Source organism: Kocuria sp. CPCC 205263, assembly GCF_040981075.1.
GTDB lineage: Bacteria > Actinomycetota > Actinomycetes > Actinomycetales > Micrococcaceae > Kocuria > Kocuria rosea.
Map to the genome: position 1 here is coordinate 24,724 of NZ_JAVKPV010000018.1, position 26,409 is coordinate 51,132.

25 protein-coding genes and 3 pseudogenes are annotated in these 26,409 nt (G+C 67.7%); 15 read left to right on the forward strand and 13 right to left on the reverse strand.

Annotated features, from left to right (window positions below; all coding sequences use genetic code 11):
- Positions 1-273: 273 nt before the first annotated feature.
- Positions 274-867 carry a recombinase family protein gene (locus RF647_RS18075; RefSeq protein ID WP_368812952.1) on the forward strand — a complete coding sequence of 198 codons (594 nt, stop codon included), beginning with the start codon at positions 274-276 and terminating at the stop codon, positions 865-867.
- A gap of 217 nt (positions 868-1,084) precedes the next feature.
- On the opposite strand, the gene RF647_RS18080 is transcribed toward RF647_RS18075, so the two are convergent.
- Positions 1,085-1,459 (reverse strand): MerR family transcriptional regulator, encoded by a 375-nt coding sequence (locus tag RF647_RS18080; RefSeq protein WP_368812927.1) that lies wholly within the window; start codon positions 1,457-1,459, stop codon positions 1,085-1,087.
- 53 nt (positions 1,460-1,512) lie between these two features.
- Between RF647_RS18080 and RF647_RS18085 the strand changes: the two genes are divergently transcribed.
- The 12 genes and pseudogenes from RF647_RS18085 to RF647_RS18140 all read left to right on the forward strand — a co-directional run bounded on the left by RF647_RS18085 (position 1,513) and on the right by RF647_RS18140 (position 12,671).
- On the forward strand, positions 1,513-2,010 hold the full coding sequence (locus RF647_RS18085; protein ID WP_368812928.1) for a flavin reductase family protein: 498 nt from the start codon (positions 1,513-1,515) through the stop codon (positions 2,008-2,010).
- A 51-nt stretch (positions 2,011-2,061) separates the two neighbouring features.
- On the forward strand, positions 2,062-3,375 hold the full coding sequence (locus RF647_RS18090; protein ID WP_368812929.1) for an NtaA/DmoA family FMN-dependent monooxygenase: 1,314 nt from the start codon (positions 2,062-2,064) through the stop codon (positions 3,373-3,375).
- Between the two features lie 407 nt (positions 3,376-3,782).
- Positions 3,783-4,102 (forward strand): annotated as a pseudogene (locus RF647_RS18095) (recombinase family protein); the annotation flags it as partial.
- Positions 4,103-4,289: 187 nt separating this feature from the next.
- On the forward strand, positions 4,290-5,528 hold the full coding sequence (locus RF647_RS18100; RefSeq protein WP_368812930.1) for an ammonium transporter: 1,239 nt from the start codon (positions 4,290-4,292) through the stop codon (positions 5,526-5,528).
- A 40-nt stretch (positions 5,529-5,568) separates the two neighbouring features.
- Positions 5,569-5,916 carry a P-II family nitrogen regulator gene (locus RF647_RS18105; RefSeq protein WP_368812931.1) on the forward strand — a complete coding sequence of 116 codons (348 nt, stop codon included), beginning with the start codon at positions 5,569-5,571 and terminating at the stop codon, positions 5,914-5,916.
- A gap of 91 nt (positions 5,917-6,007) precedes the next feature.
- Positions 6,008-7,378 (forward strand): NAD(P)-binding domain-containing protein, encoded by a 1,371-nt coding sequence (locus RF647_RS18110; RefSeq protein ID WP_368812932.1) that lies wholly within the window; start codon positions 6,008-6,010, stop codon positions 7,376-7,378.
- Between the two features lie 11 nt (positions 7,379-7,389).
- Positions 7,390-8,295, forward strand: coding sequence for a hypothetical protein (locus RF647_RS18115; RefSeq protein ID WP_368812933.1), 906 nt, complete (start codon positions 7,390-7,392; stop codon positions 8,293-8,295).
- 135 nt (positions 8,296-8,430) lie between these two features.
- Complete coding sequence (locus RF647_RS18120) at positions 8,431-8,730, forward strand: cupin domain-containing protein (RefSeq protein ID WP_368812934.1); 300 nt, start codon at positions 8,431-8,433, stop codon at positions 8,728-8,730.
- Positions 8,731-8,758: 28 nt separating this feature from the next.
- Positions 8,759-9,250: a dimethylamine monooxygenase subunit DmmA family protein gene (locus RF647_RS18125; RefSeq protein ID WP_368812935.1), complete on the forward strand. Its 492-nt coding sequence runs from the start codon at positions 8,759-8,761 to the stop codon at positions 9,248-9,250.
- 175 nt (positions 9,251-9,425) lie between these two features.
- Positions 9,426-10,343: a 2Fe-2S iron-sulfur cluster-binding protein gene (locus tag RF647_RS18130; RefSeq protein ID WP_368812936.1), complete on the forward strand. Its 918-nt coding sequence runs from the start codon at positions 9,426-9,428 to the stop codon at positions 10,341-10,343.
- Positions 10,344-10,390: 47 nt separating this feature from the next.
- Positions 10,391-11,359 (forward strand): DUF3445 domain-containing protein, encoded by a 969-nt coding sequence (locus tag RF647_RS18135; RefSeq protein ID WP_368812937.1) that lies wholly within the window; start codon positions 10,391-10,393, stop codon positions 11,357-11,359.
- A 4-nt stretch (positions 11,360-11,363) separates the two neighbouring features.
- Entirely contained in the window at positions 11,364-12,671 is a 1,308-nt protein-coding gene (locus RF647_RS18140) for an allantoate amidohydrolase (RefSeq protein ID WP_368812938.1), read from the forward strand.
- Positions 12,672-12,701: 30 nt separating this feature from the next.
- On the opposite strand, the gene RF647_RS18145 is transcribed toward RF647_RS18140, so the two are convergent.
- The 7 genes from RF647_RS18145 to RF647_RS18175 all read right to left on the reverse strand — a co-directional run bounded on the left by RF647_RS18145 (position 12,702) and on the right by RF647_RS18175 (position 20,154).
- Complete coding sequence (locus RF647_RS18145; RefSeq protein WP_368812939.1) at positions 12,702-13,364, reverse strand: helix-turn-helix domain-containing protein; 663 nt, start codon at positions 13,362-13,364, stop codon at positions 12,702-12,704.
- Positions 13,365-13,778: 414 nt separating this feature from the next.
- Positions 13,779-14,909 (reverse strand): FAD-dependent oxidoreductase, encoded by a 1,131-nt coding sequence (locus tag RF647_RS18150; protein WP_368812940.1) that lies wholly within the window; start codon positions 14,907-14,909, stop codon positions 13,779-13,781.
- The gene (locus RF647_RS18155; RefSeq protein ID WP_368812941.1) at positions 14,906-16,270 is read right to left on the reverse strand and encodes an FMN-binding glutamate synthase family protein; all 1,365 of its coding nucleotides are present in this window, start codon (positions 16,268-16,270) and stop codon (positions 14,906-14,908) included. Before RF647_RS18155 ends, RF647_RS18150 begins: the two co-directional genes overlap by 4 nt.
- Positions 16,271-16,281: 11 nt before the next feature.
- Positions 16,282-17,010, reverse strand: a complete 729-nt coding sequence (locus tag RF647_RS18160) for a protein glxC (protein ID WP_368812942.1) — start codon at positions 17,008-17,010, stop codon at positions 16,282-16,284.
- A 29-nt stretch (positions 17,011-17,039) separates the two neighbouring features.
- Positions 17,040-17,945: a glutamine amidotransferase gene (locus RF647_RS18165; protein ID WP_368812943.1), complete on the reverse strand. Its 906-nt coding sequence runs from the start codon at positions 17,943-17,945 to the stop codon at positions 17,040-17,042.
- Positions 17,946-17,993: 48 nt separating this feature from the next.
- The gene (gene glnT / locus RF647_RS18170; protein WP_368812944.1) at positions 17,994-19,367 is read right to left on the reverse strand and encodes a type III glutamate--ammonia ligase; all 1,374 of its coding nucleotides are present in this window, start codon (positions 19,365-19,367) and stop codon (positions 17,994-17,996) included.
- A 205-nt stretch (positions 19,368-19,572) separates the two neighbouring features.
- Positions 19,573-20,154 carry a HutD family protein gene (locus RF647_RS18175; RefSeq protein WP_368812945.1) on the reverse strand — a complete coding sequence of 194 codons (582 nt, stop codon included), beginning with the start codon at positions 20,152-20,154 and terminating at the stop codon, positions 19,573-19,575.
- A gap of 57 nt (positions 20,155-20,211) precedes the next feature.
- On the opposite strand from RF647_RS18175, the pseudogene RF647_RS18180 reads away from it, so the two are divergent.
- A pseudogene (locus RF647_RS18180) lies at positions 20,212-20,745 on the forward strand (zinc-binding dehydrogenase).
- 103 nt (positions 20,746-20,848) lie between these two features.
- Here the strand turns inward: RF647_RS18180 and RF647_RS18185 are convergent.
- The 3 genes from RF647_RS18185 to fabG form a co-directional block, all read right to left on the reverse strand.
- Entirely contained in the window at positions 20,849-21,625 is a 777-nt protein-coding gene (locus tag RF647_RS18185) for a GntR family transcriptional regulator (RefSeq protein ID WP_368812946.1), read from the reverse strand.
- A gap of 27 nt (positions 21,626-21,652) precedes the next feature.
- Positions 21,653-23,011 (reverse strand): aspartate aminotransferase family protein, encoded by a 1,359-nt coding sequence (locus RF647_RS18190; protein WP_368812947.1) that lies wholly within the window; start codon positions 23,009-23,011, stop codon positions 21,653-21,655.
- 61 nt (positions 23,012-23,072) lie between these two features.
- Positions 23,073-23,861, reverse strand: a complete 789-nt coding sequence (fabG, locus tag RF647_RS18195; protein ID WP_368812948.1) for a 3-oxoacyl-ACP reductase FabG — start codon at positions 23,859-23,861, stop codon at positions 23,073-23,075.
- 406 nt (positions 23,862-24,267) lie between these two features.
- Here fabG and RF647_RS18200 point away from each other — a divergent pair, with 406 nt between their 5' ends.
- Positions 24,268-25,308, forward strand: coding sequence for a phosphotransferase enzyme family protein (locus RF647_RS18200; protein ID WP_368812949.1), 1,041 nt, complete (start codon positions 24,268-24,270; stop codon positions 25,306-25,308).
- Between the two features lie 304 nt (positions 25,309-25,612).
- Here RF647_RS18200 and RF647_RS18205 read toward each other — a convergent pair whose 3' ends face one another.
- Together RF647_RS18205 and RF647_RS18210 are read right to left on the reverse strand one after the other, a co-directional pair.
- Positions 25,613-25,831 carry a hypothetical protein gene (locus tag RF647_RS18205; protein WP_368812950.1) on the reverse strand — a complete coding sequence of 73 codons (219 nt, stop codon included), beginning with the start codon at positions 25,829-25,831 and terminating at the stop codon, positions 25,613-25,615.
- A gap of 492 nt (positions 25,832-26,323) precedes the next feature.
- Positions 26,324-26,409: pseudogene (locus RF647_RS18210) on the reverse strand (DNA-binding response regulator); the annotation flags it as partial.

The window sequence follows — 26,409 nt, forward strand, 5'->3', positions numbered from 1 at the left end:
GAGCGGTGGGCATCCGAGGGTTGAGGAGCTCTCGGGACGTCCATGTCGGGGAACTTGTCGGTCAGGGCGGCTGATCGCCGGAGCGATGCCGGTGCCTGTTCCGCCAAGGGTCCGGATGAATTGGCGTCGTGTGTCCCAAGGGATGCGAGACGTCTCGTCCGAGAAATTTGCGCCCGCATGTTTCCGCGGTTCGGCTTGTCTCGTAGCTATGTGCTTTATCCCTGCCCCTAGAATTGGATACTCAACGTTAGTTGCGAGACAGATGGGATGGACTTGGGGAAGCTGATCGGGTATGCGCGAGTGTCAACGCGGCAGCAGGATGCGGACCGTCAAGTGTCTGACCTACTGAACGCCGGCGTGCGGCGCGATGACGTGTATGTCGACAGCGGAGTGTCTGGAAGCCGTGCGTCACGACCGCAGTTTGACCGAGCGGTTGCTGCGCTTGAAAAGGGTGACACGCTGGTGATCACCACGCTGGACCGTCTAGGGCGGTCGACCCAGCACATGCTGTCCTTCGCCGAGGCGCTGCGGGGGAGAGGTGCGGGGTTGCGGGTGCTGAACCTCGGTGGGGGAGACGTGGACACCGCCACCCCGATGGGTTCGATGGTCTTCACCGTGATGGCGGCGCTGGCGCAGATGGAACTGGAGATCAAGCGAGAGCGGATCACCGACTCGGTGGCTAAGCGCAGGGCCGCCGGCAAGGACCTCGGCGGGCGCCGGTGGACCTTCACCGACTCCCAGATCCGCAACGCCGTGCGCCTGATCGAAGGCGGGGAGCCGGCCACCCAGGTCGCCTGCGACCTCGGGATGTCGAGGGCCACGCTCTACCGGCGGATCCGGGAGCTGCCGCAAGCGACGACGATCTGAGGTCGCTTGGACTGCTTGAACCCATGATGCATATGTCGTCCGACGATCGCCCCTTTCACGGTGCTTGCTTTCTGGGCGGCTGCTCGTCCACAGCGGTCCGGCGCACCCGAGGGGCCTCCTCGGTGCGTTGAGCGGCACTGCACGTCCGTCTGTGTGGGTCACTGCTCTTGCTGGTGGGGTGGAACACCCGAGGACAAGGGCCATGCCGAGCCCTGAGTCACGTGGTGGGCCGTATTGCCTGGTCCATCGCGGTGATGTAGCGGGTGAGGGCATCACGGTTGCGCTCCAGGAAGGCGATGCGCTCGATCATCGTGTCGCGCTGTTCGACCAGCACGGCCCGCGGGCGGGGGTCCGGGTTCTCGACGACGATCTCCTGCGTTTGATGCAGGCAGGGCAGCATGTCGCCGATGATGCGGGTGGGGACCCCGGCGTCGAGCAGGCCGCGGATCTTGAGCACGCGGTCGACGAGATAGTTGTCATAGTCCCGGTATCCGTTGGGCAGCCGCCGCGGTGTGATGAGCCCCTGCTCCTCGTAGTAGCGCAGCAGGCGCGTTGCCACCCCGGTCCTGTCCGACAGCTCACCGATCTGCATGCCCTCACCCCGACTTGACATTCACATAGGTGTGAATGTTGCAGGATGGAGCCATGCAACGCACACAGCCTTCACCCCACCTCGTGACCTCGCAGACGATGCGGCAGGTTCTGGCCGGCTTCCCGACTGGCATCGCCGTCGTCGCCGCAGCAGTCGAGGGCAGGATCGTGGGTCTTTCCGCGAACTCCTTCACCTCGGTCTCCCTGGACCCGCCGCTGGTGTCCATCTCGTTTGCGCACACCTCGACGAGCTGGCCGCTGCTGCGGGCAGCTCCCCGCTGGGGGATCAGCGTGCTGGGCGAGCACCAGACGCAGATCTTACAGGAGCTGCGCCGGCCCACCCGTGAGCGCTTCGACCGCATCGACATGGACCTCGACGCCGGGGCGGCCTTCGTGGCCGGCGCCCTGGCCAGGCTCACCGTCGAGCTCGACACCGAGATCGAGGCCGGCGATCACGTCCTGACCCTGCTGCGGGTGCTCGAGCTGCGTCGCGACGCCGAGCAGCACCCCCTCGTCTTCTTCGGCAGCAACGCCCACCGGCTCGCCCGCTGACCCTTCAACCACCGGAGCAACACCATGGCAGACCAAAAAATCATTCTCGGCATGTCCCTTGTCGACGGATACGGGAACCTGAACAACGCGTGGCGGGCCCCGCAGGTGGATCCGAGCAACTACGCCAACATCGAGGCGAACGTCCGCTACGCGCAGGCCGCGGAGCGGGGCAAGTTCGCCTTCCTCTTCACCCCCGATTTCCCGGCGGTGCGCCCCGGCGTCGAGCACACGACCATCAGCAACATCATCGACCCGATGATCGCGTTGACCGCCGTCTCCCAGGCCACCTCGCACATCGGGTTCGTGGCGACGGGCTCCACCACGTTCCAGGAACCGTTCAACCACGCCCGCCAGTTCAAGGCCCTGGACGTGCTCAGTCACGGCCGTGCGGGCTGGAACGCGGTGACCACCAGCGACCCGGCGGTCGCGGCGAACTACGGCAAGCCGGTCGCCGAGCGGTCCGAACGCTACGAGCGGGCCCACGAGTCGATCCAGATCGTTCAGGCGCTGTGGGGCAGCTGGGGAAAGGACGCCTGGATCAAGGACCAGGCCTCGGGACAGTTCATCGACAGCTCGAAGTTGCAGCCGATCAACCTGCAGGGTAAGTACGTCGCCTCCCGCGGCCCCCTGGGGATCCCGCCCTCGGAGCAGGGCCAGCCGGTCATCTTCACCTCGGGCGGGCCCAGCCCGCACCTGCTGTCGATCGCCGGGCGCTACGCCAGCGGCTTCATCGCCGAAGTCTGGACCATCGAGGAAGCCCGCGCCCAGCGCGCCATGGTCAGGAAAGCCGCTGAAGAGGCCGGCCGCGATCCCGATGAGATCAAGTACTTCGCCGGGCTCATGACCACCGTGGCCCCGACCGTGCGCGAAGGCCTCGACCGCCGGATCGCGATAGCGGGGGAGGTGCTCGAGGCGCGGGTGCCTCACCTGGGGGGCATGCTGGGCATCCCGCTGGACCGCAACCAGCTGGACCAGCCACTCACCCGAGAGCAGCTGTCGGCCGCCCACGCCTCCCCGATGGACCCGCGTTCCGAACCCGCATTGAAGGTGGCCCGGGAAGGGTGGACGATCCGCGACATCCTCGCCCACGGCGTCATCGACTACCACCCCACCACGGTCGGACCCGCAGCCGTGCACGCCGATCACCTGCAAGAGTGGTTCGAAGCCGGAGCAGCCGACGGCTTCTGGGTCTCGCCCGACATCTACGAGGACGGCATCGACGCCTTCGTCGACGAGGTGGTGCCCCTGCTGCAGCAGCGCGGCGTCTACCCAACCGACTACGCAGGCACCACCCTGCGCGAGAACCTCGGTGTCCCCGAGCAGTACGGGCCCGACCCCCGGCTTACCGGAGGCGCGCAGGCCTGAGCTCGCCGGTCGGCTCCGCGGCCGGGCCCGGCGACACCGAGACGGCTGCAGATCCACCGTCCCGCAACGGATGCCATCGGGATGGCACCTCCCATCTGAGGCGACGATTCCATCGATCCGGTCCAGCACAACGGGCGGCAGCACCGATGAAAGCCGTCGGCCCCGATACCGTTTGCCCATCGGTCCCGGGGTCGACGGCGACAACGGCCTCGGACTCGCCCCCCGTAGACGCGGACACCGGACCCGTACAGCCTCAGGGGAACCGCTTTACATATGGCCCGTTAGAGGCCACTCAGCCACGGAAGTTCTCACTTCTACTTGGACTCCCGTCCGACCGATTTGGACCTGCCATCGCGGTGCCGCGGTAGGGGCTCCTGTGTGGGCACCTGCGGGCTCTCGCCGAGGCGCTGCGGGTGTTAAACCTGGATGAGGGAGATGTGGGCGCCTCCACCCCGATGGGGTCGATGGTCTTCACCATCATGGCGCTCTGTCCTAGATGGAACTGGAGATCAAGCGGGAGCGGATCACCGACTTGGTGGCCAAACGAATGGTGGCCGGCAAGGACCTCGGCGGCCGGTGTCCCACCTTCACCGACAGTCATGTCCGCAGCAGGGTGTGGCTGATCGAGGGCGGGGAGCCGGCCACTCATGTCGCCCGGGATCTGGGCATGTCAAATGTCGCCCTCTACCGGCGCATCCGCGAACTGCCCCCGCCGATGACCATCTGAACGAGTCCCAGGCTTGGCATGAGAGCGGAGCCAATCCTTGCGGGGGGGTCTACACAGAGGCGCTACGCGAAAGGCCGCGAGTTGAGCCAGAACGCAACTCAATATTTACGGCCTTGAAATCGACATGGGTTTCCTGTGGTGAAAAATCTTGAACTACATTCACCTCCCCTCCTGAAGGGATTTTCACTTGGAAGCCGTTGATCTTGCCTGGCTGCTGGCAGCCTTTGCTCTCGTTCTGGTCATGTTCCCCGGGCTTGCCCTGTTCTACGGGGGCATGCTCGGGACCCGCCACACCCTCAACATGATCATGATGGTGATGAGCGCTCTGCCCGTCACCGCTGTCGTTTATGTCCTGGTGGGCCACGGACTCGTCCTGGGGGACTCCGTGTTCGGCCTGGGCCTGATCGGCAACCCTCTTGATCTGCTCGGCTTCTCCGCCCTCATGGTCGACGACGGGGCGGGGAGCACCTACTGGGGGGCGTTCTACATCCTCTTTGCTGCCATCACCATCGCCATCGTGGCCTCGGGCGCGGCCGGGCGGATGCAGTTTTCCGCCTGGCTGGTGTTCTCCGCCATCTGGTTGCTGCTCGTCTACTGCCCGCTCGCCCACTGGGTCTTCGCCTTCAGTGACGAGGAAGCCGGCACGGTCGGCGGATGGTTGCGCAACGTCATCGAGCTGCACGATTTCGCCGGGGGCACCGCGGTGCACATGAACGCCGGCGTGGCCGCCCTGGCCCTGGCCCTGGTTCTGGGCAAACGCAAGGCCTACCCCGGCCGGCCCCACAACCTCCCTCTCGTCGTCCTGGGTGCCGGCCTGCTGTGGGTGGGGTGGATCGGCTTCAACGGCGGTACTGCCGGTGGTGCGAACTTCTTGGCCCAGTACGTGGTGCTCACCACCCTGCTGGCCGGCTGCACCGGCATGATCGGCTTTACCCTCGTGGAGAAGCTGCGCGAAGGCCGCGCCACCACCCTTGGTCTGGTCTCAGGGCTGGTCGCTGGACTCGTCGGCATCACTCCCTCGGCCGATGCCGTCAGCCCGATCGGGGCGCTGCTCGTGGGCCTGTTCACCGGCGCGGTCGTCAGCGGCCTCATGACCCTGCTCAACCGACTGCGGGTGGACGAACCCTTGGACGCCTTCGCCATCCACGGCCTGGGCGGGATCGTCGGGACCTTCTGCGTCATCGTCTTCGGGGCCGCAGCCGCCCCGGCCGGAGTCACCGGTGTGCTCTTCGGCGGCAGCTGGGACATTCTTTGGCGCGAACTCGTCGCCATCGGAGCGACTTGCATCTACTCCTTCGTGATGACCTTCGTCATCGCCAAGGCCCTCGATCGGGTCATCGGACTGCGGGTCGACGAGAAGACGGAGTTCACCGGCCTGGACACCGTCCTGCACGCCGAGTCCGCCTACCACCTGGCCCGCAACTGACCTGACCGGCCACGAACCATCACACAGGAGGAGCATTCTGATGCTGCTGATTACCGCTATCATCCAGCCCGCCAAGCTCGAGGGGGTCAAGGCCGCCCTGTCGGGCATCGGGCTCTCCGGAATGACTGTCACCGAGGTCAGCGGTCACGGCGCACAGGGCGGGTCTACCGAGTACTACCGGGGCACCGGTTACCGGATCGACTTCCTGCCCAAGTGCAAGATCGAGCTCGCCGTCACCGCCGAGCAGGAGAACGCCGCCCTGGATGCGATCCGCACCGCTGCCCGCAGCGGTGAGATCGGCGACGGCAAGCTGTGGGTCACCGACCTGCGCCATGTGGAGAGGCTACGCACCGGCGAACAGGGCATAGACGCTATCGCCCGATCCTGAACCCCAGCCCCCCGCCCCTCAAATCCTTACCAACGGGGCCCCGTCACACCCAGGCACCACTTCGCACCCCCCGCTGAACGAGGAGAACACCATGAGCACCAAAGTCGCCATCATCGGCGCCGGTCCGGCAGGATTGGCCCAGCTGCGCGCTTTTGAAGCCGCCCGCGCCAAGGGGGGCCCGGTCCCCGACGAGATCCTGTGCTTCGAGCGCCAGGCCGACTGGGGCGGACAGTGGAACGCGACTTGGCGCACGGGTCTGGACGAGCACGGGGAGCCGGTGCACTCGAGCATGTACCGCCACCTGTGGTCCAACGGGCCGAAGGAGTGCCTGGAGTTCGCCGACTACAGCTTCGACGAGCACTTCGGTCGCCCCGTCTCCTCCTACCCGCCCCGTGAGGCGTTGCTCGACTACATCCGCGGCCGCGCCGTGAAGGACGGGGTGCGCCAGTACATCCAGTTCTCGACGGCGGTCCGCTGGGTGGACCGCGACCCGGCGACCGGCCAGTTCACGCTGCGGGTCGAAGACCTCGTCACCGGAGGAACCCGCACGTACACGGTCGACAAACTGATTGTGGCCACCGGACACTTTTGGTCCCCGAACGTCCCTGAAATCACCGGCATCCGGTCCTTCCCGGGCCAGGTGCTGCACGCTCACGACTTCCGCGGCGCCGAGGCCTTCGCCGGCAGGGACGTCCTGCTGGTGGGCTCAAGCTACTCGGCGGAGGACATCGGCATGCAGGCCTACAAGATGGGCGCCCGCTCCATCACCTTCAGCTACCGCACCCATCCGATGGGCTACTCCTGGCCCGACCGGGTCCGCGAGCTACCCTGCATCGAGAAGATCGACGGGTCGCAGGTCACCTTCATCGACGGGTCGGAGGGCACCTGCGACACGCTCGTACTGTGCACCGGTTACCGGCACACCTTCCCGTTCCTGCCCGAAGAGCTGGACCTGCGCACCCCCAACAACCTCTACCCCGACGGGCTTTACAAGGGAGTGGTCTCCCAGAAGGACCCGAATCTGTTCTTTGTGGGCATGCAGGACCAGTACTTCACCTTCAACATGTTCGACGCCCAGGCCTGGTTCGTACGCGACGTCGTCCTCGGGGCCACCGCCGTGCCGGCCGTGGCCGATCAATCGGCGGACGTCGAGGCATGGCTGAAGAAGCTGGAGGCGACTGAGACACACGAGGACGAGGTCGACTTCCAGACCGACTACGTCAAAGACCTGATCACCCGCACCGACTACCCGGGCTTCGATCTGGACGCGGTAGCCCAGCTGTTCAAGGACTGGTTGCAGCACAAGTCGGAGGACATCCTGGGCTACCGCGACCAGGTGCACCGCTCCGTGATGACCGGAACAACCGCCGCCCCGCACCACACACCGTGGCTGATGGAGATGGACGACTCCCTGGCACGCTACCTGTCCACAGCGGTCTCGGCTGCCAAGCAGACAGTCTGAGGCGAGCGGCGATGCACGTATCGGTACTCCTATATCCGGAACTGTTCACCACGAACCGTGGCGGCCGCCCATGTTCCGGGCACCATGTCCTGCCGGACTGGACGCCTTATGACCGGATCGGTGTCGTGGTGCAGGAGCCGCTAGGCGCGCTGGGGGCGAGCCTGATGCTGCAACTGGCCACCGCGCTGTTCTACGACGTGGAACCGGGGCGGCGGCGCGACCAGTACCCACCGCTGTTCGTCTTCCATGCCGGTGGCCGCTTCGGCGACCACTCCCCGATGGACGTCTGGCCGGCTCGCCGAGAGGTGTTCCTGTCGGAAGATTCGTACGAGATCCTCGGGGCGGTGCGCGACCGGGCAATCACCCGGTTGCTCGTCCCCGACCGCCCCAGGCCTCCTGCCGACAGTAGCGCCCAGACGCAGTGGGTGTGGGAGGCGCCCAGCGGGTGGACGGATGCGGCCAGTCACCGGGAGCAGCTGGTTTCTGCCTACGCATACTCCCCAACCGGGCAGGTTCCCAACCCGGACACCGTGATCAGCACGGACGCGCAGTGCTGCGAGTCCATGGTGGAGGACGTCCTCGAACCCCACCGGTGCTATTGGGGGTTCGCCGACCGTGACGACGAGGAGCTGCTGCGCATGGGGGCAGGCCCCAGCTCCGTGAGCGACCTCCGCCTGTGGCTGGACACCTTCCGGCAGCGACTGAACGAGGTTGATCCCATGCATCGACAAAAGATGTGGGAAGAACGCCGATCCTGCCGTACGGGGACCCGGATCACCCAGTCCTACCGCTCGGTAAGCGCCGAGGAAGCGCTATGCCTACTCGGAAGGGGCTCCATTGAAACCGGTGGTGCGCAGGGAAAGGCGCGGGGACTTAACCGGGCCTTTACCGGACCGAAACCCCTTATCGTCAACTGAGAATTACCTTTATTGAACAGCGGGAAAAATCCTGCCTCACTCTCGGGAGAAAACATGGAACAGCAGCTTCTCGGCATGATGACCAAAGGCGGATCCATCCACAAGGTGGAAAACGCTCACGAGAACATCCCCCCCATGAACGAGCCCGGGGTCAATGCCTTCATCGGCGACGCCTACGCCAACCCTGAGGGTTCCACCATGTGCAGCGGCTTCTTCGAGCTCAAGGCCGGTGAACCCCTGATCTACGAGTACACCTATGACGAGATGAAGTACGTGGTCAAGGGTCAGTTCAAGCTCACAGACCTGTCCACCGGGGAGCAGACGGTGGCCGACCAGGGGGACATCCTGTTCTTCCCGAAGGGCACCAACGTGAAGTTTGAGACCGACGACTACGCTCTCGGTTTCTTCACCGGCGACCGCGACTTCGCGGCCTGAGCCCGCTCGGCACACTTCAGGGTCAGCCGTGATCGACGAGGGTTTCGTCCCACCATGCAACGACGAGTACGTCCGTGGCAGGATCGCCCTTGCCTTCTCCGTTCAGGACCGCGCCCGCATGCTGGAGCACTTGGGCGCTGAACGCGCCGCCACGGTCTGCGCCGAGCTGGAGGCTTCGGCGTATGGCGAGGCCGAGGCCCAGTGGCTGGTCCACCAGGTAAGGCAAGCCACCGTGGGCACCCGTCTGGTGCTGGCCGGCCCGGAAATTGATGTCCTCGCGGCCCGTACCGATGCAGTGCGCAACGGCATGATTCCTGCGGAAGTCCTTCTGCTGCCCCGCCCGGATGAGTTCCGGCGGGTGTACTGCCCGCACTGCCGGACCGTCACTCGTATGCGGCGGGCGGTCGAGGGCACGACGGTTTGTTGCGGTTGCCGGCGTGAGCTCGAGGTGTTCGATCACTTCTCCCGCGGTCTGACGGCCTATCTGGGCGCCGAGTCCAACGCTGAAGAACTCACTTGACCGGCCCGGTGCGGGTGAGGTGCTGTACCGGAACCTCACCCGCACCGGCCGGTCGCATCAGTCCGTGCCGCCCAGCGACTCACTCTGTCAGCGGCACCACGAAAGGAACGTTGTGACCAGTCGGGTCCTGAGCACCTACCGGCGTCCTCTGCCTCTACGGCAGGGCCTGGCCCTGGTGGTGCTCGCGGTGCAGGACGAAGCGCCAGGGGTGCGATCAGTGGTGCTGGGCGCCGAAGACGGCACGGCCCTGCCGGAGTTCGTGGCGGGGAGTCATCTACTCGTGGAGTGTGCAACCAAGATCAACGCCTACTCGCTGACCGGATCCGGGATCGCGCCGGCCGAGTACACGATCTCGGTACTGCGCCAGGACGACGGTGGTGGGGGCTCCGTGTTCATTCACGGACTCCGACCTGGGGATCGCATCCAGACTTCCCAACCGCGCAACGGGTTCGCCCCGCGCGCCACCGCCACCCACCATCTCCTCATCGCCGGAGGCATCGGAGTGACCCCGGTGCTCTCACACGCGAAGACAGCCGTGCGGTGGGGCCACTCCTTCACCGTGCTCTACACCTTCCGCGATGGGGGTTCCCCCCATCTGGAGGAACTGCGGGACCTGTGCGGGGACCGTCTCCTCGCGTGCCCGGGCCGGGAGACCTTCATCCAGGAGCTGACCGGCACACTGGCCCGCCAACCCATGGGCACCCACCTCTACGTGTGCGGCGGCAACGGCCTGATCCAGTCCGTGCTCACCACGGCCCGCAGGCTCGGCTGGCCAGAGGAGCGCCTGCACTACGAGATCTTCGACGCCGAAGCCCTAGATCCCGGCGAGCCGTTCGTCGTGGATCTGCAGCGCACCGGAACGGAAGTGCTTGTGCCCTCCGGCGTCTCGATGCTCGAAGCGCTGGAGGATGAGGGCCTGAGGATCCCCAACATGTGTCGCCAGGGCGTGTGCGGGGAGTGCAAGATCCCCGTCACCTCCGGAACCCCGCTGCACCGCGACAGCTACCTGTCCGCGGAGGACAAGACGACCAACGACACGACGATGCCCTGCGTCTCCAGGGCAATTGGTGACCGACTCGGAGTGGATCTGTGAACACTGAAGCCCTTACCCATCCTGCGGGCCCCACCACAAGGCAGCCGGTGGCGTCGCTGCCCGAGCGCGTGCGCCGATTCCCGTTCCCGTTCCCGCACGACCAGTACATGTACAGCGTCAACGTGGAACCCGCCCGCCGGCTGAGTCCGACCGCCGGGGGCGGATGGGGCGATCGGATCGTCGAGGTGGACGAGTTCTACTTGCGGGACATCTCGGCCCGCCGCGTGGTCCTGGACCGGGACCCCACCCGGGCCGCGCAGATGCCGCACATGCGCCCCGGTGTGTGGGGGACGCTGCACTACCTGCTGGGTGAGCTGGCCGCGACCTACCCCGAGCAGATGACTTATGAGCGGACCGGCGACCGGTGCCGATGGGTGAACCGTCTCCAGCAGCTGGACCTGTCTTTCGAGTTCGGCGACGACGACTCCCTACCCGGCGGCGCGCTGCGGTTCATCTCGACGCAGATCCAGGAGGACTTCGCGCTGCTGGACCACCGCGAGGACGCCCTGTGGCTGGACGCCGGGGTGGTGTCCTTCGCCGCGGACTGGTCCATGGGCTTCAACGTGGGTCTGCCCTTCCGGGAAATCCACGGGCCCGTGCCCCGGGCGGCCGCGATGGGGATCGTCGAACGGGCCGAGCAGTTCATGATCAACCTCCAACCGGGAGACCCCTACCGCCGCACGAACTGGACGATGACGGTCGACCGCCGTCTCGACACCTCGACCGAGAGCTACCCCGAGTGGGCGCGGGACCGTTCTCTCGTGGGGGGCGACCCTGCACTGGCCGACCGGCTGCACCTGCGGGTCGAGGTCCAGCACCTGATCAAGGTCCCCACTACCGGGGCCCTGTTGTTCCTGATCCGCACACACCTGCTGTCCCTCCGGGACCTTGCCACCGTACCGGCCTGGCGTACCCGTTTCGGTGAGGTGCTGCGCACCCTGCCGGAGGACCTCGCGGAGTACAAAGGCATCGCTCGATTCAACGACGCAGCCGCTTCATGGTTGCTGGAAGGTTGAGAGAATGACCACCGCCCCGATTTCCTCTTCCAGCACTGCGCAGTCGGTGGTCTCCCTCATGGGTTCGATCGCCGATGTCGGCCGGGACCCCACCCGTGGCGGTTACTCACGACCCGTGTACAGCACGGCCGAACTGGACCTGCGGTCGTGGTTCGTGGAGGCCGCCCAGCGGCGTGGCCTCGACGTCGAGACCGACCGCAACGGGATCGTCTGGGCCTGGTGGGACGTCCCCGACCACGAACGCGCGGACGCCGTGGTCACCGGATCCCACGTGGACTCCGTTCCCGGCGGCGGCGCCTACGACGGACCACTGGGCGTGGCGTCCTCCCTGGCGGCCGTCGACATCCTGCGCGAACGCCGCTTCACCCCCTCCCGGCCGATCGCCGTCGCGGTGTTCCCGGAGGAGGAGGGCTCCCGTTTCGGGATCGCCTGCCTGGGATCCCGCCTGTTCACCGGGGCCATTTCCCCCGAGAAGGCACTGAACCTCAAGGACGGCGACGGCACGACCTTCGCCGACGTCCTGCGCGGCAACGGGCAGGACCCGGAGGCCGTCGGTGTCGACCGGGCCGGGCTGGACCGGATCGGGATTTTCCTGGAACTGCACGTCGAGCAGGGCCGGGGCCTGGTGGACCTGGGGGCACCCGTCGGGGTGGCCTCCTCCATTCTGGGTCACGGCCGCTGGCGGATCTCGGTGTCCGGGCAGGGCAACCACGCGGGCACCACGCTGATGACCGACCGGCGCGACCCCATGGTCGCGGCCGCCCGCGCCGTCGTGGCGGTGCGTGACATCGCCGTGCTCCACGACTCCGCCCGGGCCACCGTGGGTCGGCTGCAGCCGGTACCGGGCGGGACCAACGTGATCGCTTCCCGCGTGGACTTCTGGCTCGACGTCCGCCACCCCGACGACGCCGTGACGGCCGCGGTGGTGGAGCAGATCTATGCCGCGGCCCGCGCCGTCGCGGCCGAGGAAGGATGCTCGGTGACCCTGACCGAGGAGTCGCTGAGCACCACGGTTCACTTCGACACGACCATCGCCTCCGGTCTGGCTGCCGCCACCGGCGGCTCCCCTCTGCTGCCGACCGGTGCGGGCCACGATGCAGGCGTGCTGTCCAGCCATGTGCCCACGGGCATGCTGTTTGTGCGCAACCCCACCGGGATCTCCCACTCCCCGGAGGAACTCTGCGAGGACGAGGACGCCCGGGCCGGAGCAGCGGCCCTGGCCGACGCCCTCGCCGTCCACGCCGGCTGGGCGTCCCCGGCGGCCGGGTCGGCCCACGGCGTCGACGGCCACGGCGTGTTCCGGACGAGGTGACGCCGCGATCGGTTGTGGGCCGGTCGATGCTCAGGGGCGAGTCGTCGGGTGCGGGTCGGCGATGGCGAGGAACCGGATCGGCATGGTGACGAGCTTGGCCGGCCCGTGCGGTGCCTCGCCCTCGAACAGCAACGAGTCCCCGGGGAGCATGCGGTACTGGTGTGCCCCGTGGGTGTACTCCATCTCGCCCTCGAGCATGTACAGGAACTCCGTGCCTGGGTGCTGGAAGAGCGGGAACACGTCGGAGGCGCGGGTGAGGGTCACCAGCGTCGGTTCCAAGGCGTCCTCACGGTTGCGCAGGCTGCCGAGGATCTTGTACTCGTGTCCGCGGCGGGTGCCGCTGCGCACCACCACGGCACCCTCCCCGGCCTTGGTGTAGGAGGCCTGCCGCTCGGTCTCCACGCCGCGGAAGAGGGCGGTCACCGGGATGCCGAGCTCGTAGGCCACCCGGTCGAGTGTGGTCAGCGAGCAGGAGGTTGAGGCGCTCTCGATCTTGGAGATCATGGCCTTGGACAACCCGGTGCGCTCGGCGAGGTCGGAAGCGGTCAACCCCAGGGCGGCCCGGAAGTGCTTGACCTGCTCACCGATGGAGCGCTCGAGACGACCAGGGGGAGGTGCCCCGGGACCCGAAGCGGACGCGGCATCGGCGGGTTCCGCCGTGTTGTCCACTGTCTGCTGTTCACTGGTGGCCATCAGCCCATGGTATCTGGGGCGGCCCCTCCCAACCGCTACTCCCAGGGAGAGAGGGTCGACGTCGTCAGGGGCGGGTGCGGTCACGGTGCCTCCAGCTGGGAACGGAATCGAGGTGGTGGCGCTCCGGCGGGGCCTCACCACCTCGATCTATCGGGTCAAAGCGCGGGCGTGCTGAAGGAGCCGAAGTGGTAGTCCGGCTCAGCGTGCTGGTGTTCATCGAGACGACGCTCATCATGAGCATGTTGAGCGTCGACTTCACCCGGGTCATGCCGGCGTAGAAGAACGCCAGTGCGGGATTCATGAAATAGATCACGGCCACACTGCCCCTGCGGAGAGACCTTCGCCCATCGGAGGCTTCCTTTGCGGCCGGATCGGTGAGAGAAAAACGCCGTGTGGTGGCGCGAGGCCGGAGACTCAAAACACGAGCGTCCCGGTGCCCGGCCGGAAGGCGGCCGGGACGTCGCCCGCTCCGGTGGCGAGGTCGGCGACCATGGCTCCGATGAGTGGGGCGAACTTCGCTCCGTGCCCCGAGCACGGGGAGACCACGGTGACGCTGTCAGCAGAGTCCAGGACGAAGTTCTCGTCCGGGGTGTTGGTGAACAGGCAGGTGGTCTCGGCATACGGCTCCGGGACGAGACCGGGCAGGTGGCGCCGCACGTACTCGACGACCTTGGCGCGGTTGGCAGGATCGATCACTCCGTTCTGCTGGGCGGCCGAGCGCATCGGCCGGCCCCCGTTGTACTCGGCCAGCTTCTGCCCGGCGAACCCTGCGTCGAGTCCACCCGGCAGGCCGTAGACCTGCAGGTCGTCCTTGTGGATGAGGGTGGGCCAGGGCTGGTCGGCGTCGCGGTAGGGGAAGTGGTAGGCGTTCTCCTGCATCACCGTGAACCGCGGCAGTCCTGCGAGGAAGGCCGGGGGCAGGGACAGATGCTGCAGCAGGTCCGGCAGCCAGCCGCCGGCGGCGACCACCACATGAGCGGCCTCGAGGGTTGCGCCGTCCGGGCCCGTGACGACGAATCCGGTCCCGGAGCGGGTGATGAAGGCGACCGGCCAGGAGGTGTGCAGCTGCGCCCCGGCGGCCACGGCGAGGTCCACCATGGCCTCCACGGTGGTGTGGGCGTCGAGCACCCCTGCAGCGGGCTGGTGCAGGACGGGGGTGTCGAAGATGAACTGGGGCCAGCGCTCCATGGCCTCGGCGGGCGAGTACAGTGCGTGCTCCACCCCGGCCTGCTCCAGGACCCGGGCCAGGTCCTCGGGCTGCCGGATGCGGCCGTGGTCCACGCAGCCGACCCGGTCGATCAGTTGCTTACCGGAGTCTTTCTCCAGCTGGTCCCACAGCGGCTCTGCCCGGACCACGAGCTCGGCGTAGAAGGGTTCCGGGTAGGCGTAGCGGAAAATCCGGGCCGACCCGTGGGAGGAGCCCTGATCCCCGGCGGGGACGTCGCGCTCGAGGAGCACGACTTCCTCGCCGCGGGTGGCCAGCTGCCAGGCGGTGGCCGCGCCCATGAGCCCGGCGCCGACCACCACGTACGGGCCGGCTCTCACTGGGACAGCCCGGGGATCCAGGTGGTGCCGGCCAGTGGGACCTTGGCCATCGCGGCGGCCTCCACCGTGAGGGCCACGAGGTCCTCGGGTTCGAGGTGGCGCAGGTTGGACTTCCCGCAGGCCCTAGCGATGGTCTGGGCCTCCATGGTGAGCACGCGCAGGTAGTTGGCGATCCGTCGCCCGCCCTCGACCGGGTCCAGGCGGGCCGAGAGCTCCGGGTCCTGGGTGGAGATCCCGGCGGGGTCGCGGCCGTCCTGGAAGTCGTCGTAGTACCCGGCGGCCGAGCCCAGGGCGGCGTACTCGTGCTGGTACTTCGGGTCGTTGTCGCCCAGGGCGATCAGGGCCGCGGTGCCGATGGCCACGGCGTCGGCGCCCAGGGCCATGGCTTTGGCGACGTCGGCGCCGGTGCGGATGCCGCCGGAGACGATGAGCTGGACCTTGCGGTGCATCCCCAGCTCCTGGAGGGCCCGTACGGCCTCGGGGATCGCGGCCAGGGTGGGGATGCCGACGTTCTCGATGAACACCTGCTGGGTGGCCGCAGTGCCGCCCTGCATGCCGTCGACCACGACGACGTCGGCCCCGGCCTTCACGGCCAGTGCGGTGTCGTAGTAGGGGCGGGAGGCGCCGACCTTGATGTAGATGGGCTTTTCCCAGTCGGTGATCTCGCGCAGCTCGGCGATCTTGATCTCCAGGTCGTCGGGCCCGGTCCAGTCGGGGTGGCGGCAGGCCGAGCGCTGGTCGATGCCCACGGGTAGGGTGCGCATGGCCGCGACGCGCTCGGTGATCTTCTGGCCCAGCAGCATCCCGCCGCCGCCGGGCTTGGCCCCCTGGCCAAGGACCACCTCGATGGCGTCGGCCTGGCGCAGGTCGTCGGGGTTCATGCCGTAGCGCGAGGGGAGGTACTGATAGACAAGGGTCTTGGAGTGCCCGCGCTCCTCGGGGGTCATGCCACCGTCCCCGGTGGTCGTCGAGGTCCCGACCCCGCTGGCGCCGGTGCCCAGGGCCTCCTTGGCGTTGGCCGACAGCGCCCCGAAGCTCATGCCGGCGATGGTCACGGGGATGTCCAGGTGCAGCGGTTTGGAGGCGTGGCGGTCGCCGAGGACGACGTCGGTGTCGCAGCGTTCCCGGTAGCCCTCGAGCGGGTAGCGCGACATCGAGGCGCCCAGGAAGAGCAGGTCGTCGAAGTGCGGCAGCTTGCGCTTGGCGCCCCAGCCGCGGATGTCGTAGACGCCGGTGGCCGCGGCGTGCTGGATGTCGGCGATGGCGGCGCGGTCGAAGGTGGCCGACTCGCGCAGGCCCAGCTGCCCCGGGGTGGGGGCGCCGGGTGCTGCAGTGGGGGAGTGGAAGTCCGTGATGGTCATGGCGGGTCTCCTCAGTAGGCGCTGGAGTTGGCGGCGTTGAAGTGGTACAGGGTGCGGCCCGAGCCGTAGCGGCGGAAGTCTGCCGGGTCCTCGTCGCGCCCCGCCGCGGCGAGCAGTTCGGCGAGTTCCTCGAGGTGCTCGGGGCGCATCTGCTTCTCGATGCAGTCGGAGCCCAGGGAGGCCACGGTGCCCTTGACGTAGATGCGGGTCTCGTACAGGGAATCCCCGAGGCTGTCTCCAGCGTCGCCGCACACCACCAGGCGCCCGGCCTGGGCCATGAACGCGGACATGTGCCCGACGTTGCCGCCCACCACGATGTCGACGCCTTTCATGGAGATCCCGCAGCGGGCGGAGGCGTTGCCGTCGACGACGACGAGCCCCCCGTGGCCGGTGGCGGCGACCGCCTGGGAGGCGTCGCCCTTGACGTGGACGCGCCCGGACATGATGTTCTCGGCCAGGCCCTGGCCGGCGTTGCCGGTGACGGTGATGTCGGCGCTCTTGTGCATGCCGGCGAAGAAGTAGCCGACGTGGCCCTCGACGGTCATGGTCAGCGGTCGGTCGATGCCGACGGCGATGTTGTGCTTGCCGGCCGGGTTGCGCACCAGCCACTCGGGGCTGGTGTCCGCGGGGTCGTGCAGCGCCTGGTTGAGTTCGCGCACCGAGGACTGGGCGAGATCCACCACTGTGGTGTCCGCGGTCTCGACGGCGGTCGGGGCGGGTTCGTGGGCGACAGCGGTCATGTCAGATTCCTCCTGGGATCGTGGGGGGGTCAGGCGCGCCAGGTGTAGACCTGGCCGGGCTCGGGCTCGAAGACACGGGCGTTCTCGATGCCCGGGAGCTCTGCTAGGGCGCGGAACTCGGAGGCCATGGCCACCCAGTCCTCGGTCTCAGCAATGACGGCGGGCTTGCACGAGATGGGGTCGCGGACCACGGCCATGCCGTCCTTGGTGGTCACGACCAGGGTGTAGAAGCCGTCAAAGACCTCGCTGAGGTTCTCCAGGGCGGTTTCCAGGTCTTCGCCGGCCTCCAGGCGGGTGGCGATGTAGCGGGCGGCGACCTCGGAGTCGTTGGCGGAGTCGAAGACGACCCCGGTGCGCTGGAGCTCCTTGCGGATCGAGGCGTGGTTGGAGAACGACCCGTTGTGCACCAGGCACAGGTCGTCGGCCACGGAGAAGGGGTGGGAACCGGCTGCGGTGACGGCGGACTCGGTGGCCATGCGGGTGTGGGCCACGCCGCGGGACCCGGCCATGGACACCAGGTCGTGCGCCTCGGCGACGTCGCGGGGGTTGCCCACGCTCTTCATGACGGCCACGTGCTGGCCTTGACCGATGACGTCGAATCCCGTCAGCACGGCGTCCAGGGCGGCGGTAAGCTCCGCCGAGGTCGCCCTGCCGGAGACCAGGGTGGTGTTGCCGAGGACCTCGACCGACACCTCCGCCTCGGGAAGCTCGAGCTCCAGTTCCGCCCCGAGCTGGGCCGGGGTCTTGCCCAGGTCCGTGCCGAGCAGGCTCAGCACGGTGGAGTCCTGGTCGTTGAGCTGCGGGTTGTCGTAGACCGCCATACCCGCGGAGTCGGGGCCGCGCTCGATCACCTCGCACAGCATGGTGTTCAACAGGGCACCGAGCTGGGGGCGCAGGGCCGGGTTCTTGATCTGGAGGGCGGCGATTCCGCACATGGTGGTTCTCCTCGGGTGTGCTTCGGTGGAAGATCCGGGTCGAAAGACTCAGAAGTGGGTCAGGTAGGTGGTCAGCTCCCACTGGCTCACCTGGTTGTGCCAGGACAGGAACTCCTCTTCCTTGGCCCTCGCGTAGTACTCGCCGATCGCACGGTCACCGCCGATCGAGGCCAGCACCACCTCGTCCTGGCGCAGTGCTGCGGTCGCGTGCAGCAGCGTGGCGGGCAGTTCCACCGCAGCCTCGGGCTGCTCGCCGGGACCGCACGGGGTTCCCGGGTCGACTTGCCGGTCCATGCCGTCCAGGCCGGCCTCGAGGACGGACGCCATCATGAGGTAGGGGTTGCCGGAGCCGTCGCCGCCGCGCAACTCGATGCGCTTGTCGTCGGGGACGCGGATGAAGTGGGTGCGGTCGTTGCCACCGTAGGTCGCCTTGCGCGGGGACCACGTGGCTCCGGAGACCGAGGTCTGGGCGTTGCGCCGCTTGTAGGAGTTCACGGTGGGCGCCATGTAGGCCAGCAGCGCCGAACTGTGCTCGAGGACACCGCCGATGAAGGAGTAGGCATGCTCCGAAAGTCCCAGGCCGCGGACGTCGTCGCGGTCCGGGAACAGCGGCCGGTCCCCGTCCCACAGGGACAGGTGCATGTGCATCCCCGAGCCGGGTCGGTCGGTGAAGGGCTTGGGCATGAACGTGGCCGTCATGCCGGCCTCGGCGGCCAGCATGGAGATGATGTAGCGGGCGATGATCACCCGGTCGGCGGTGACCATCGCGTCGGCGTAGGCGAAGTTCTGCTCGAACTGGCCTGCGCCGTCCTCGTGGTCGTTGGCGTAGTTGCCCCAGCCCAGGGAGTTCATCGCCTCCGAGATGGAGGTCAGGTGCTCGTACATCCGGGTCACCCCGCGGGCGTCGTAGCAGGGGTGCGGTGAGTTGTCGCGTTCGTCGGCCGTGGTGATGGAACCGTCCTCGTTCGCCTTCACCAGGAAGTACTCGAGCTCCGCGCCGACCATGGGCCTCAGACCCCGCTCAGCCAGCTTGGCCAGCGTTTTCTTCAGAGCCACGCGGGGCGCATAAGGCCACGGTTCGCCGTTGACGTGCGGGTCGCACTGGACCATGCCCAGGCCCTTTTTCACGAAGTGCAGCGGGGTAAAAGAGGACAAGTCTGGAACGACGACCAGATCCGGGTCCTGGGGTTCCTGGCCGATCATGCCCGCGGCGAAACCGGCGAACCCCATGCCGTCGTACTGCAGCTCATCAGCGGCCGAGACGGGCACGAGCTTGGCGCAGGGGCGGCCGGTCATGTCGACGAAAGTGGCCAGGAGGAAGTCGACGCCGTCGGCCCGGGCCAGCTCCGCCAGGGAGGGCGTGGGCAGCGCGGCCAGGTCGAGATCGGTGGCGGGACGAGTCAGCGGAGCGGTGGCGGTCATGGGAACATCCTTCGCTAGTGTCTCATTATGAAACAGTGTTCACCATCAATAAACCATAGAGGTGTTTCCATGGGGGCACCGGGTGTTTCGAGACGGTAAAAAATGAAGGAGCCGAAAGTGGTCCGTATGTCTGCGTCGCCTCCCGTGGTCCTCGGCCTGTCACCGGCGGGGCCTGGAGTGCTTGAGCGGGCGGCCAAGGTCTCTGTCAGCGATGCGCGGGTCTGAAGGACACCACTGCCACGAGGCCCTCGCCGGTGAGCTCGGCCGCGGTTCGCCCACGGCAGCGCACGGTGTCGTGTACGCCGAGCGCATGTTCAGCGCCGTCGACCGCCAAGGTCACCCGCCCCGCCAGCAGGATGGCGCACTGGCCGAAAAGGACTGGGCGCGGACGGCTCCGCCGCAACTGTTCGACCACCACCGACGCGCTGACGACGGTGTGGCGGGCGATCACATTGAGGGCATGCACGGGCCCGTTGGGCAGTTCAGCTTGGACCGCTGCATCCCCAGGGAAGCGGAAGGGGGCTCCTCGCTCCACGTCGTGCAGGCGGCCGTCAACCGTCAACGTCACCGGACCCCCCATTACCACGGTGAAAACCCTTTCCATATCGGGAAACTCGGAGAACGAGCCCGCCTCGTTGATCACGGCCAGGCTCAGTCGCCAGGCGTATCCTTTGCCATCGTCGATCTCCTGGGTTGCGATCTCTCGCGTCGTTCCTCCACCGTTGCGCCAGCTGGTGGGGCGCAACGCCCGATATCTGATGATCGGACCGGTGCCGTACTGGCTCATGGGGTTCTCCTGGTTGCTGAGGAATTCTCCTGGTTTCTTGCCTTGCAAGACCGTTGAATTTTAGTAATCAATGCGGCCGCCCGGACCGGGGTCACCACGTTCGTCGCCGTGGACCTCGGCGACGAGGAACTGGCCGTCGCACGGAGGTTCGGTGTCACCCACACCGTCGACTCGAAGGAGGCCGACCCCGTCGAAGCGATCCGGGAGTTCACGGGCGGGTTCGGGGTCGATCTGGTGATCGACGCGGTCGGCATCGCGCCGACCTTCTAGCAGGGGTTCGAGGCCTGTGACCTGGCGGGGCGCATGGTCCTAGTCGGGGTGCCCGACCCCGGCAACACTTGGGAGATCCCGCTGGACCCGGTGTTCGAGGGCGGCGGTTCGATCAGGTCGGCCTGGTACGGCGACACGCTGCCCTCCCGGGACTTCCCGATGCTGGTGGACCAGTACCGGGCCGGTCGGCTGGACCCGGACGGTTTCGTGACCGAGCGGATCGGCATCGACGAAGTGGAGCCCGCGTTTGAGAGGATGAAGGCCGGCACTGTGCTGCGCTCCGTCGTCGAGATCGCCCCTGCTGCGCCGGCCGCCTGGTGAGCGCCTCTAACCTCTGACCTGCTCCCGGTTGCACCGGTGCAGTCACGGCAGTTGCATCAGTGGCGCGATGTTCACGGCGTTTCAGCGGCTACTTGTACTGCAATCAGTACCGGCCGACCCGTACGGTGCGCTTCCAGTTGGTTCCGTAGTTCTGCATGTGGATGCGAGTGCGGTCAGCGCGAAAAAAGTCCTGGGCGAACTCCACCGGCGCCCGGTGCACGTCCCATGCCACCCGGCGGATGTCCAGCAGCGCCGCCGCCGGATCGACCGCGAGCAGCATGGCCTGCTCGTCCGTGGCTGATGTCACCTCGACCGTCTCCTCGGCGCGATCAAGCTCCAGCCCGTACTCGCCGGCCAGCAGGTGGTAAAGCGAGTTCGTCAGGTCGTGAGAGAGCAGGCCAGGAAATCGCGCCGAGGGCAGCACGGACAGGTCCAGGGACCACGGGACCTCGTCGACTAGGCGAAGCCGCCGGATGCGCAGGACGGGCTGGTCCTTGGTCAGCTCCAGGTTGCGGACCTCGTCGGCCAGCGGCAGTCCCATGGTCGCGCCGAGCACCCGGGTGGCGATGGTCCGGCCCTGGTGCATCACCATTTGCGGAACGCCCTCCACGGTGTTCAGATGGCGCTGGATGCGCCCGTCGTGGAAGAACACTCCGCCCGACCGGCCGAGCACCCGCCGGAGGGTGCCCTCGTCTTCCAGGCGTTCGATGGCTTGGCGCAGGACCGCGCGCCCGATGCCCAGGTGTTCGGCGAGGGCGCGTTCGCTGCCGATCAGCTCACCGGGCCGGAACCGTTCCATCCGGCAGTGCCGGGCCAGTGCGGCGTAGGCCAGCTCGGCGGCGGGCACCTTTCCCGCCGCCGAGGGCTCCTGGCTGTTCATGGTGCACGCACTCCTCCGCGGGGACGGCTACGCTCCCAGCGCGGTGAGCGATTCGTCGAGGGCGCCCACGAGCCAGTCGATGTCGGCGGGCTGGAACGCGAGCGGCGGGCGCAGCTTCAGCACGTTGCCGTGCGGGCCCGCGACAGACGTTAGCACTCCGCGTTCGCGTAGCTGTTCGAGCACCCCCAGGGCTAGGTCGCGGTCCGGTTCACGGGTGGCACGGTCCGTGACGAGCTCGAAGCCGATGAACAGCCCCGTGCCCCGGACGTCCCCGACCGCGGAGTGCGTGCCGGCTAAGCCGGTCAGGCCCGAGAGGAGCTGGGCGCCCACCGCACGGCTGTGTTCCTGCAGCCCTTCCTCCCGGATGGTCGTCAGCACCGCCTGTGCGGCGGCCATGGACACGGGGTTGCCGCCGAAGGTGTTGAAGTAGGGGATGGTGTCGCTGAACGCGGCGAGCACGTCCGCCTTGGCCACGAGCCCGGAGACCGGGATGCCGTTGCCCATGGGCTTGCCGAGGGTCACGACGTCGGGCACGATCCCGTGCCGCTGGAACCCCCAAAATGCCTCGCCGGTGCGCCCGAAACCGGGCTGGACCTCATCGGCGATGATGATGCCACCGGCGCGGTGGATCACCTCGGCCGCCTCCTGAAGGTAGCCGGCGGGACCGGGCAGAACCCCGTCGGAGGAGAAGATCGAGTCGGCAATGAATCCTGCGAAGCGGATCCCCTGCTCCTCCATGTCCGCGATCGCGTCCCGGACCCGGTCGGCGAACCAGAAACCGAGCCCGGCGCCGTCGGGTCCGGCGGTGGGACCCAGACGGTAGGCGTCGGGGGCGGGAACGAGGCGGGTGGTGGGGCTCAACGGCTGGCCCGAGCCCAGGGCCGGGGATACCCCCGAGGTCAGCTCGCTGGTGCCGTGGTAGGCCTCGGTAGTGGCGATCATGCCCTCGCCACCGCTGTACGCCTTGGCCACACGGATGGCCAGATCGTTGGCCTCCGAACCGGTGCACATGTACATGGCCTTGTCGAGCTCCCCGGGCATCGTGGAGAGCAGGTCGTCGGTGTAGTCGAGGATGCGCTCGTGCAGGTATCGCGTGTGAGTATTGAGTGTCTGCATCTGCTCGGTCACCGCCGCGATGACCGCCGGGTGGCAGTGCCCCAGGCTGGCCACGTTGTTGTAGACGTCCAGGTACTTGCGCCCGTCGGCGTCCCACAGGTACTGACCCGCCCCCCGGACCAGGTGCACGGGGTTGCGGTAGAAGAGCCGGTACGACGCTCCGAGCACCTCGTCACGGCGCTCGGTCAGGCGGCGCACCCCGGGCGCGAGGTTGGCGGCGTCCTGTGCGCGATAGCTGTTGGTGTCCATGATGGTGGAACGCGCGGCCATGGGTGAGCCTCCTTGATGATCACGATGTGCACGGTCGTGTGCACGGAACAATGGATGGGAATTATCGGGAAAGGGCGTCTAAGGACTCCGGGAGAACCTGGCCACCGTCCACCGTGAGCATCTGGCCTGTGACATAGGCGGCCTCGCGCGTGGCGAGGAATGCGGCGGCGTAGCCGATCTCCTCCGGACGCCCCAGGCGCCCGGCCGGGACGGCGGTGGACATGGATCTCAGGTAGTCCTCGCCCAGGTCCTGGAGTCCCTCCGACTCCACGTTGCCGGGCAGCACCGCATTGACTGTGATGCCGCGCGGGGCCAGTTCGACGGCGGCGGTCCGCATGAATCCGAGCTGAGCCGCCTTCGACGCGCCGTAGTGGGCCCAGCCCGGATACCCCGTGGTGGGGCCGGTGATGGATGAGGTGAGGACGACCCGCCCCCGGCCGGAGGCGGTCAGCGCGTCGAGGCAGGCCTGCACGGAGTAGATCGACCCTTTCACGTTGACGTCCAGCACGTCGTCGAGGTCCTTCGGTGACATGGTCTCCAACGACGCTTGCGGGAAGATCCCCGCGTTGGCGCACAGCACGTCCAGCCCGCCCCAGGCGTCCATGACAGCGCCCGTCATGGCCCGGCAGGATTCCGGGTCGGCCACGTCGACCACCACGCCGAGGGTGCGGCCCGAGCCCATGTCCTCGAGCCGGGTCACCGCCCGGTCCAGGTCGGTGGCGCTGCGGGCGGCGACGGAGACATCCGCCCCTGCGGCGGCGAAGACCGAGGCGATGCCGAACCCGATGCCCCTGCTGCCACCGGTAATCAACACTTTCGTGCTGGAGAGATCGAAGAGTGGAGTGCTCATCAAACGTCCTTTCAGGATGGTCGGGTCGCCCCCGTGATCGGAACCGCATGGGAGCGACGTCGTGGACTGGCGAGGACCCGATGTCGGCGCCGTCGCGGGAAGTCGTCCCAGCGCCCACGGTCGTGGGGACGACCCTTTGGTGCTCATGAGATGCACGGCCATGTCGGCGGGGCCCAACCCTCGAGATGTCGTGTCGATGGGCTCAAGTCTGTTCGAGCGGCGCCGGCTCCGGGCGCCGGCACGTTAACACCGGGTGACGATAAGGCCGCCGTAACTAAATGGTTTGTTTCCGGCCCCCCGCGGTGTAACCGGTGCGTGAACTATGCGGGATCGGTGCCGGAAGTCCACCGAGGGCGTGCCATACTCGCCGTCGGGGCCCATCCCTCCTCAGTACGAGGAGCATCCCGTGAACGCCACGACCTTCACCTCACCACTGGCTGTGTTCGACGACCTCCGGCGCGGCGACCCCGCCCCGGACTGGATCGTCGCGGCAGCCGTCACCGCCTGGGACCTGGACCCGGCACGAACCTTGATCTCGATGATGGCCGTGTCGGAGAACGCCACGTTCCGCGTCGACGTCGACGGCACACCCTGCTGGATCCTGCGCGTGCACCGCCCCGGTCACGTGGGCGACAACGCCCAGATCGCCAGCGAGCTCACCTGGATGCACCGGCTGGCGGAGGACACGCAGGTGCACGTCCCCGGCGTGGTGCCCACTGCTTCCGGACAGTTGGTGCACGCCTTCACCGGCTCCAACGGTGCCCCGTGGTTCTGTGTGGCCTTCACCTTCGTGGCGGGCGTCATCCTCGAGGACGTCGCTGATCCCCGCCCGTACTATGGCCGGATCGGCGCGATAACGGCGCGCCTGCACGACCAAGTGCAGCACTGGGCGCCCCCGACAGGGTTCACCCGGTTCTCCTGGCGGCTCGAGGACATGCTGGGGAAGCGGAGCCGGTGGGGGGATTGGCGCCGGGCCGAGTTGACCACCGGGGAGACCACTGTCCTGGAACGGGCCGAGCTCGCGGCCGTCACCGTTCTGGACACCCTTCCGCACACCCCGGAGTACTGGGGCCTGGTGCACGCGGACCTGCGCCCGTCCAACATCATGATCGACGACGACGTCCTCACGGTCATCGACTTCGACGACTGCGGCTTCTCGTGGCTTCTCTACGACTTCGCCTCCGCGCTGTCCTTCATCGAGCACGAGGCCTACACCCCGGACATCGCCAAGAGCTGGGTCGAGGGATACCGCACCGTCCGTCCCCTCGACGATGAGTCCCTGGCGCACGCGGCCGCCCTGAGCATGGTCCGCCGGCTGACCCTGCTCGGCTGGACCACCACCCACCGCCCGGACGCCTTGCCGTCGCAGCTGTGGGACGCACAGATCCCGGGCACCGTCAGCGTGGCCGAGCGCTACCTGGTCTCACCGACCTGGCTCTTCGACTGAGCCCGTCACCACACTCCCCACTGGTCGCGGCACGAAACCTGCCGCGGCGCGCCCACTCGTTCTTGGAAGGACTTTCGCGGTGCGGATCAGTCGAGCTTGGGCCTTGGTGATCGTTCGATCGCCCACGTGTCCCTCCACCAGTTCTTCCCGACCCCGCTCCGGGCCCGTCAACCTGGGAGGAGAAGCGGTGTGGTCTCCACGGATCCGGTGTGGTTTTCCACGGGCCGGAAGGAGATTGAGGCTTGTGAGCGCTGCGCTTGATCTGACTGGCGGACGTGGGGCGGGAGATGCTCCTATCTGATGTTCAGACGGTGGTGGGGCGCGCGGTCGGCCGCGGAGATGCCGAAAGCCCGGCCAAACTCTGCGGCTGCCGCGCCACGTTTGTCCTGCTGCCCTGGACGTTCAGGGGTTGCCCCAGCTGTGTGCGGATCCGCAGCGGGGTCGCATCGAGTCCGGTCCGGGCCTGTTGCTCGAGCCGGCACAGCGCGGCGTTGTTCATGTTGATCGTGACTATGGTGTTCACCTTGGTACCTCACGGACTCGAACGGAAGGGATTTCGTGGGCGCGGCCTCAGCGACGATCTCTCGCCACCGGTGCGGAACGGGGACCTGCCCTGGACGAGCTTCCCGGACAGGGTCGGTGATCGACGAAGTGGACGGCGCCGGTGGCCGTCAAACGGAGTCACGACCCGGGTGCGCAGTACCTGCGCCGGCCCCAGGTCCGTGCCGGGGGGTCCGGTTCCCTGTGCAAATCTGGTAAGCCGTGCTTCTCGATCCGGGCCCGGATCGCGGCGGTGTTCGAGCTGATCCGCCGGGGCATCGAGGGGGGGCGGCGACGACCGGATCCCCAGGGCCCCTTGCCTGCTGACGGCCTGGCAAGAGTACGGTTCGTGGCCGATGTCCTCGGCGTCGCTTCGTCACCGGAGGCCTCTGTTGTCCCGCTTGCCCTGGAGGTACCCGGCCGTCTTTCCGGTGGGGCGGAAGGAACACCGCGACGATCCGGGTGCGGTCTGAGGTCAACGGGCCAGGGTGAAGCTGTAGCCCACGTTACGCACCGTGGTGATCAGGTGCTCGTGGTCGGCGCCCAGCTTGGCGCGCAGGC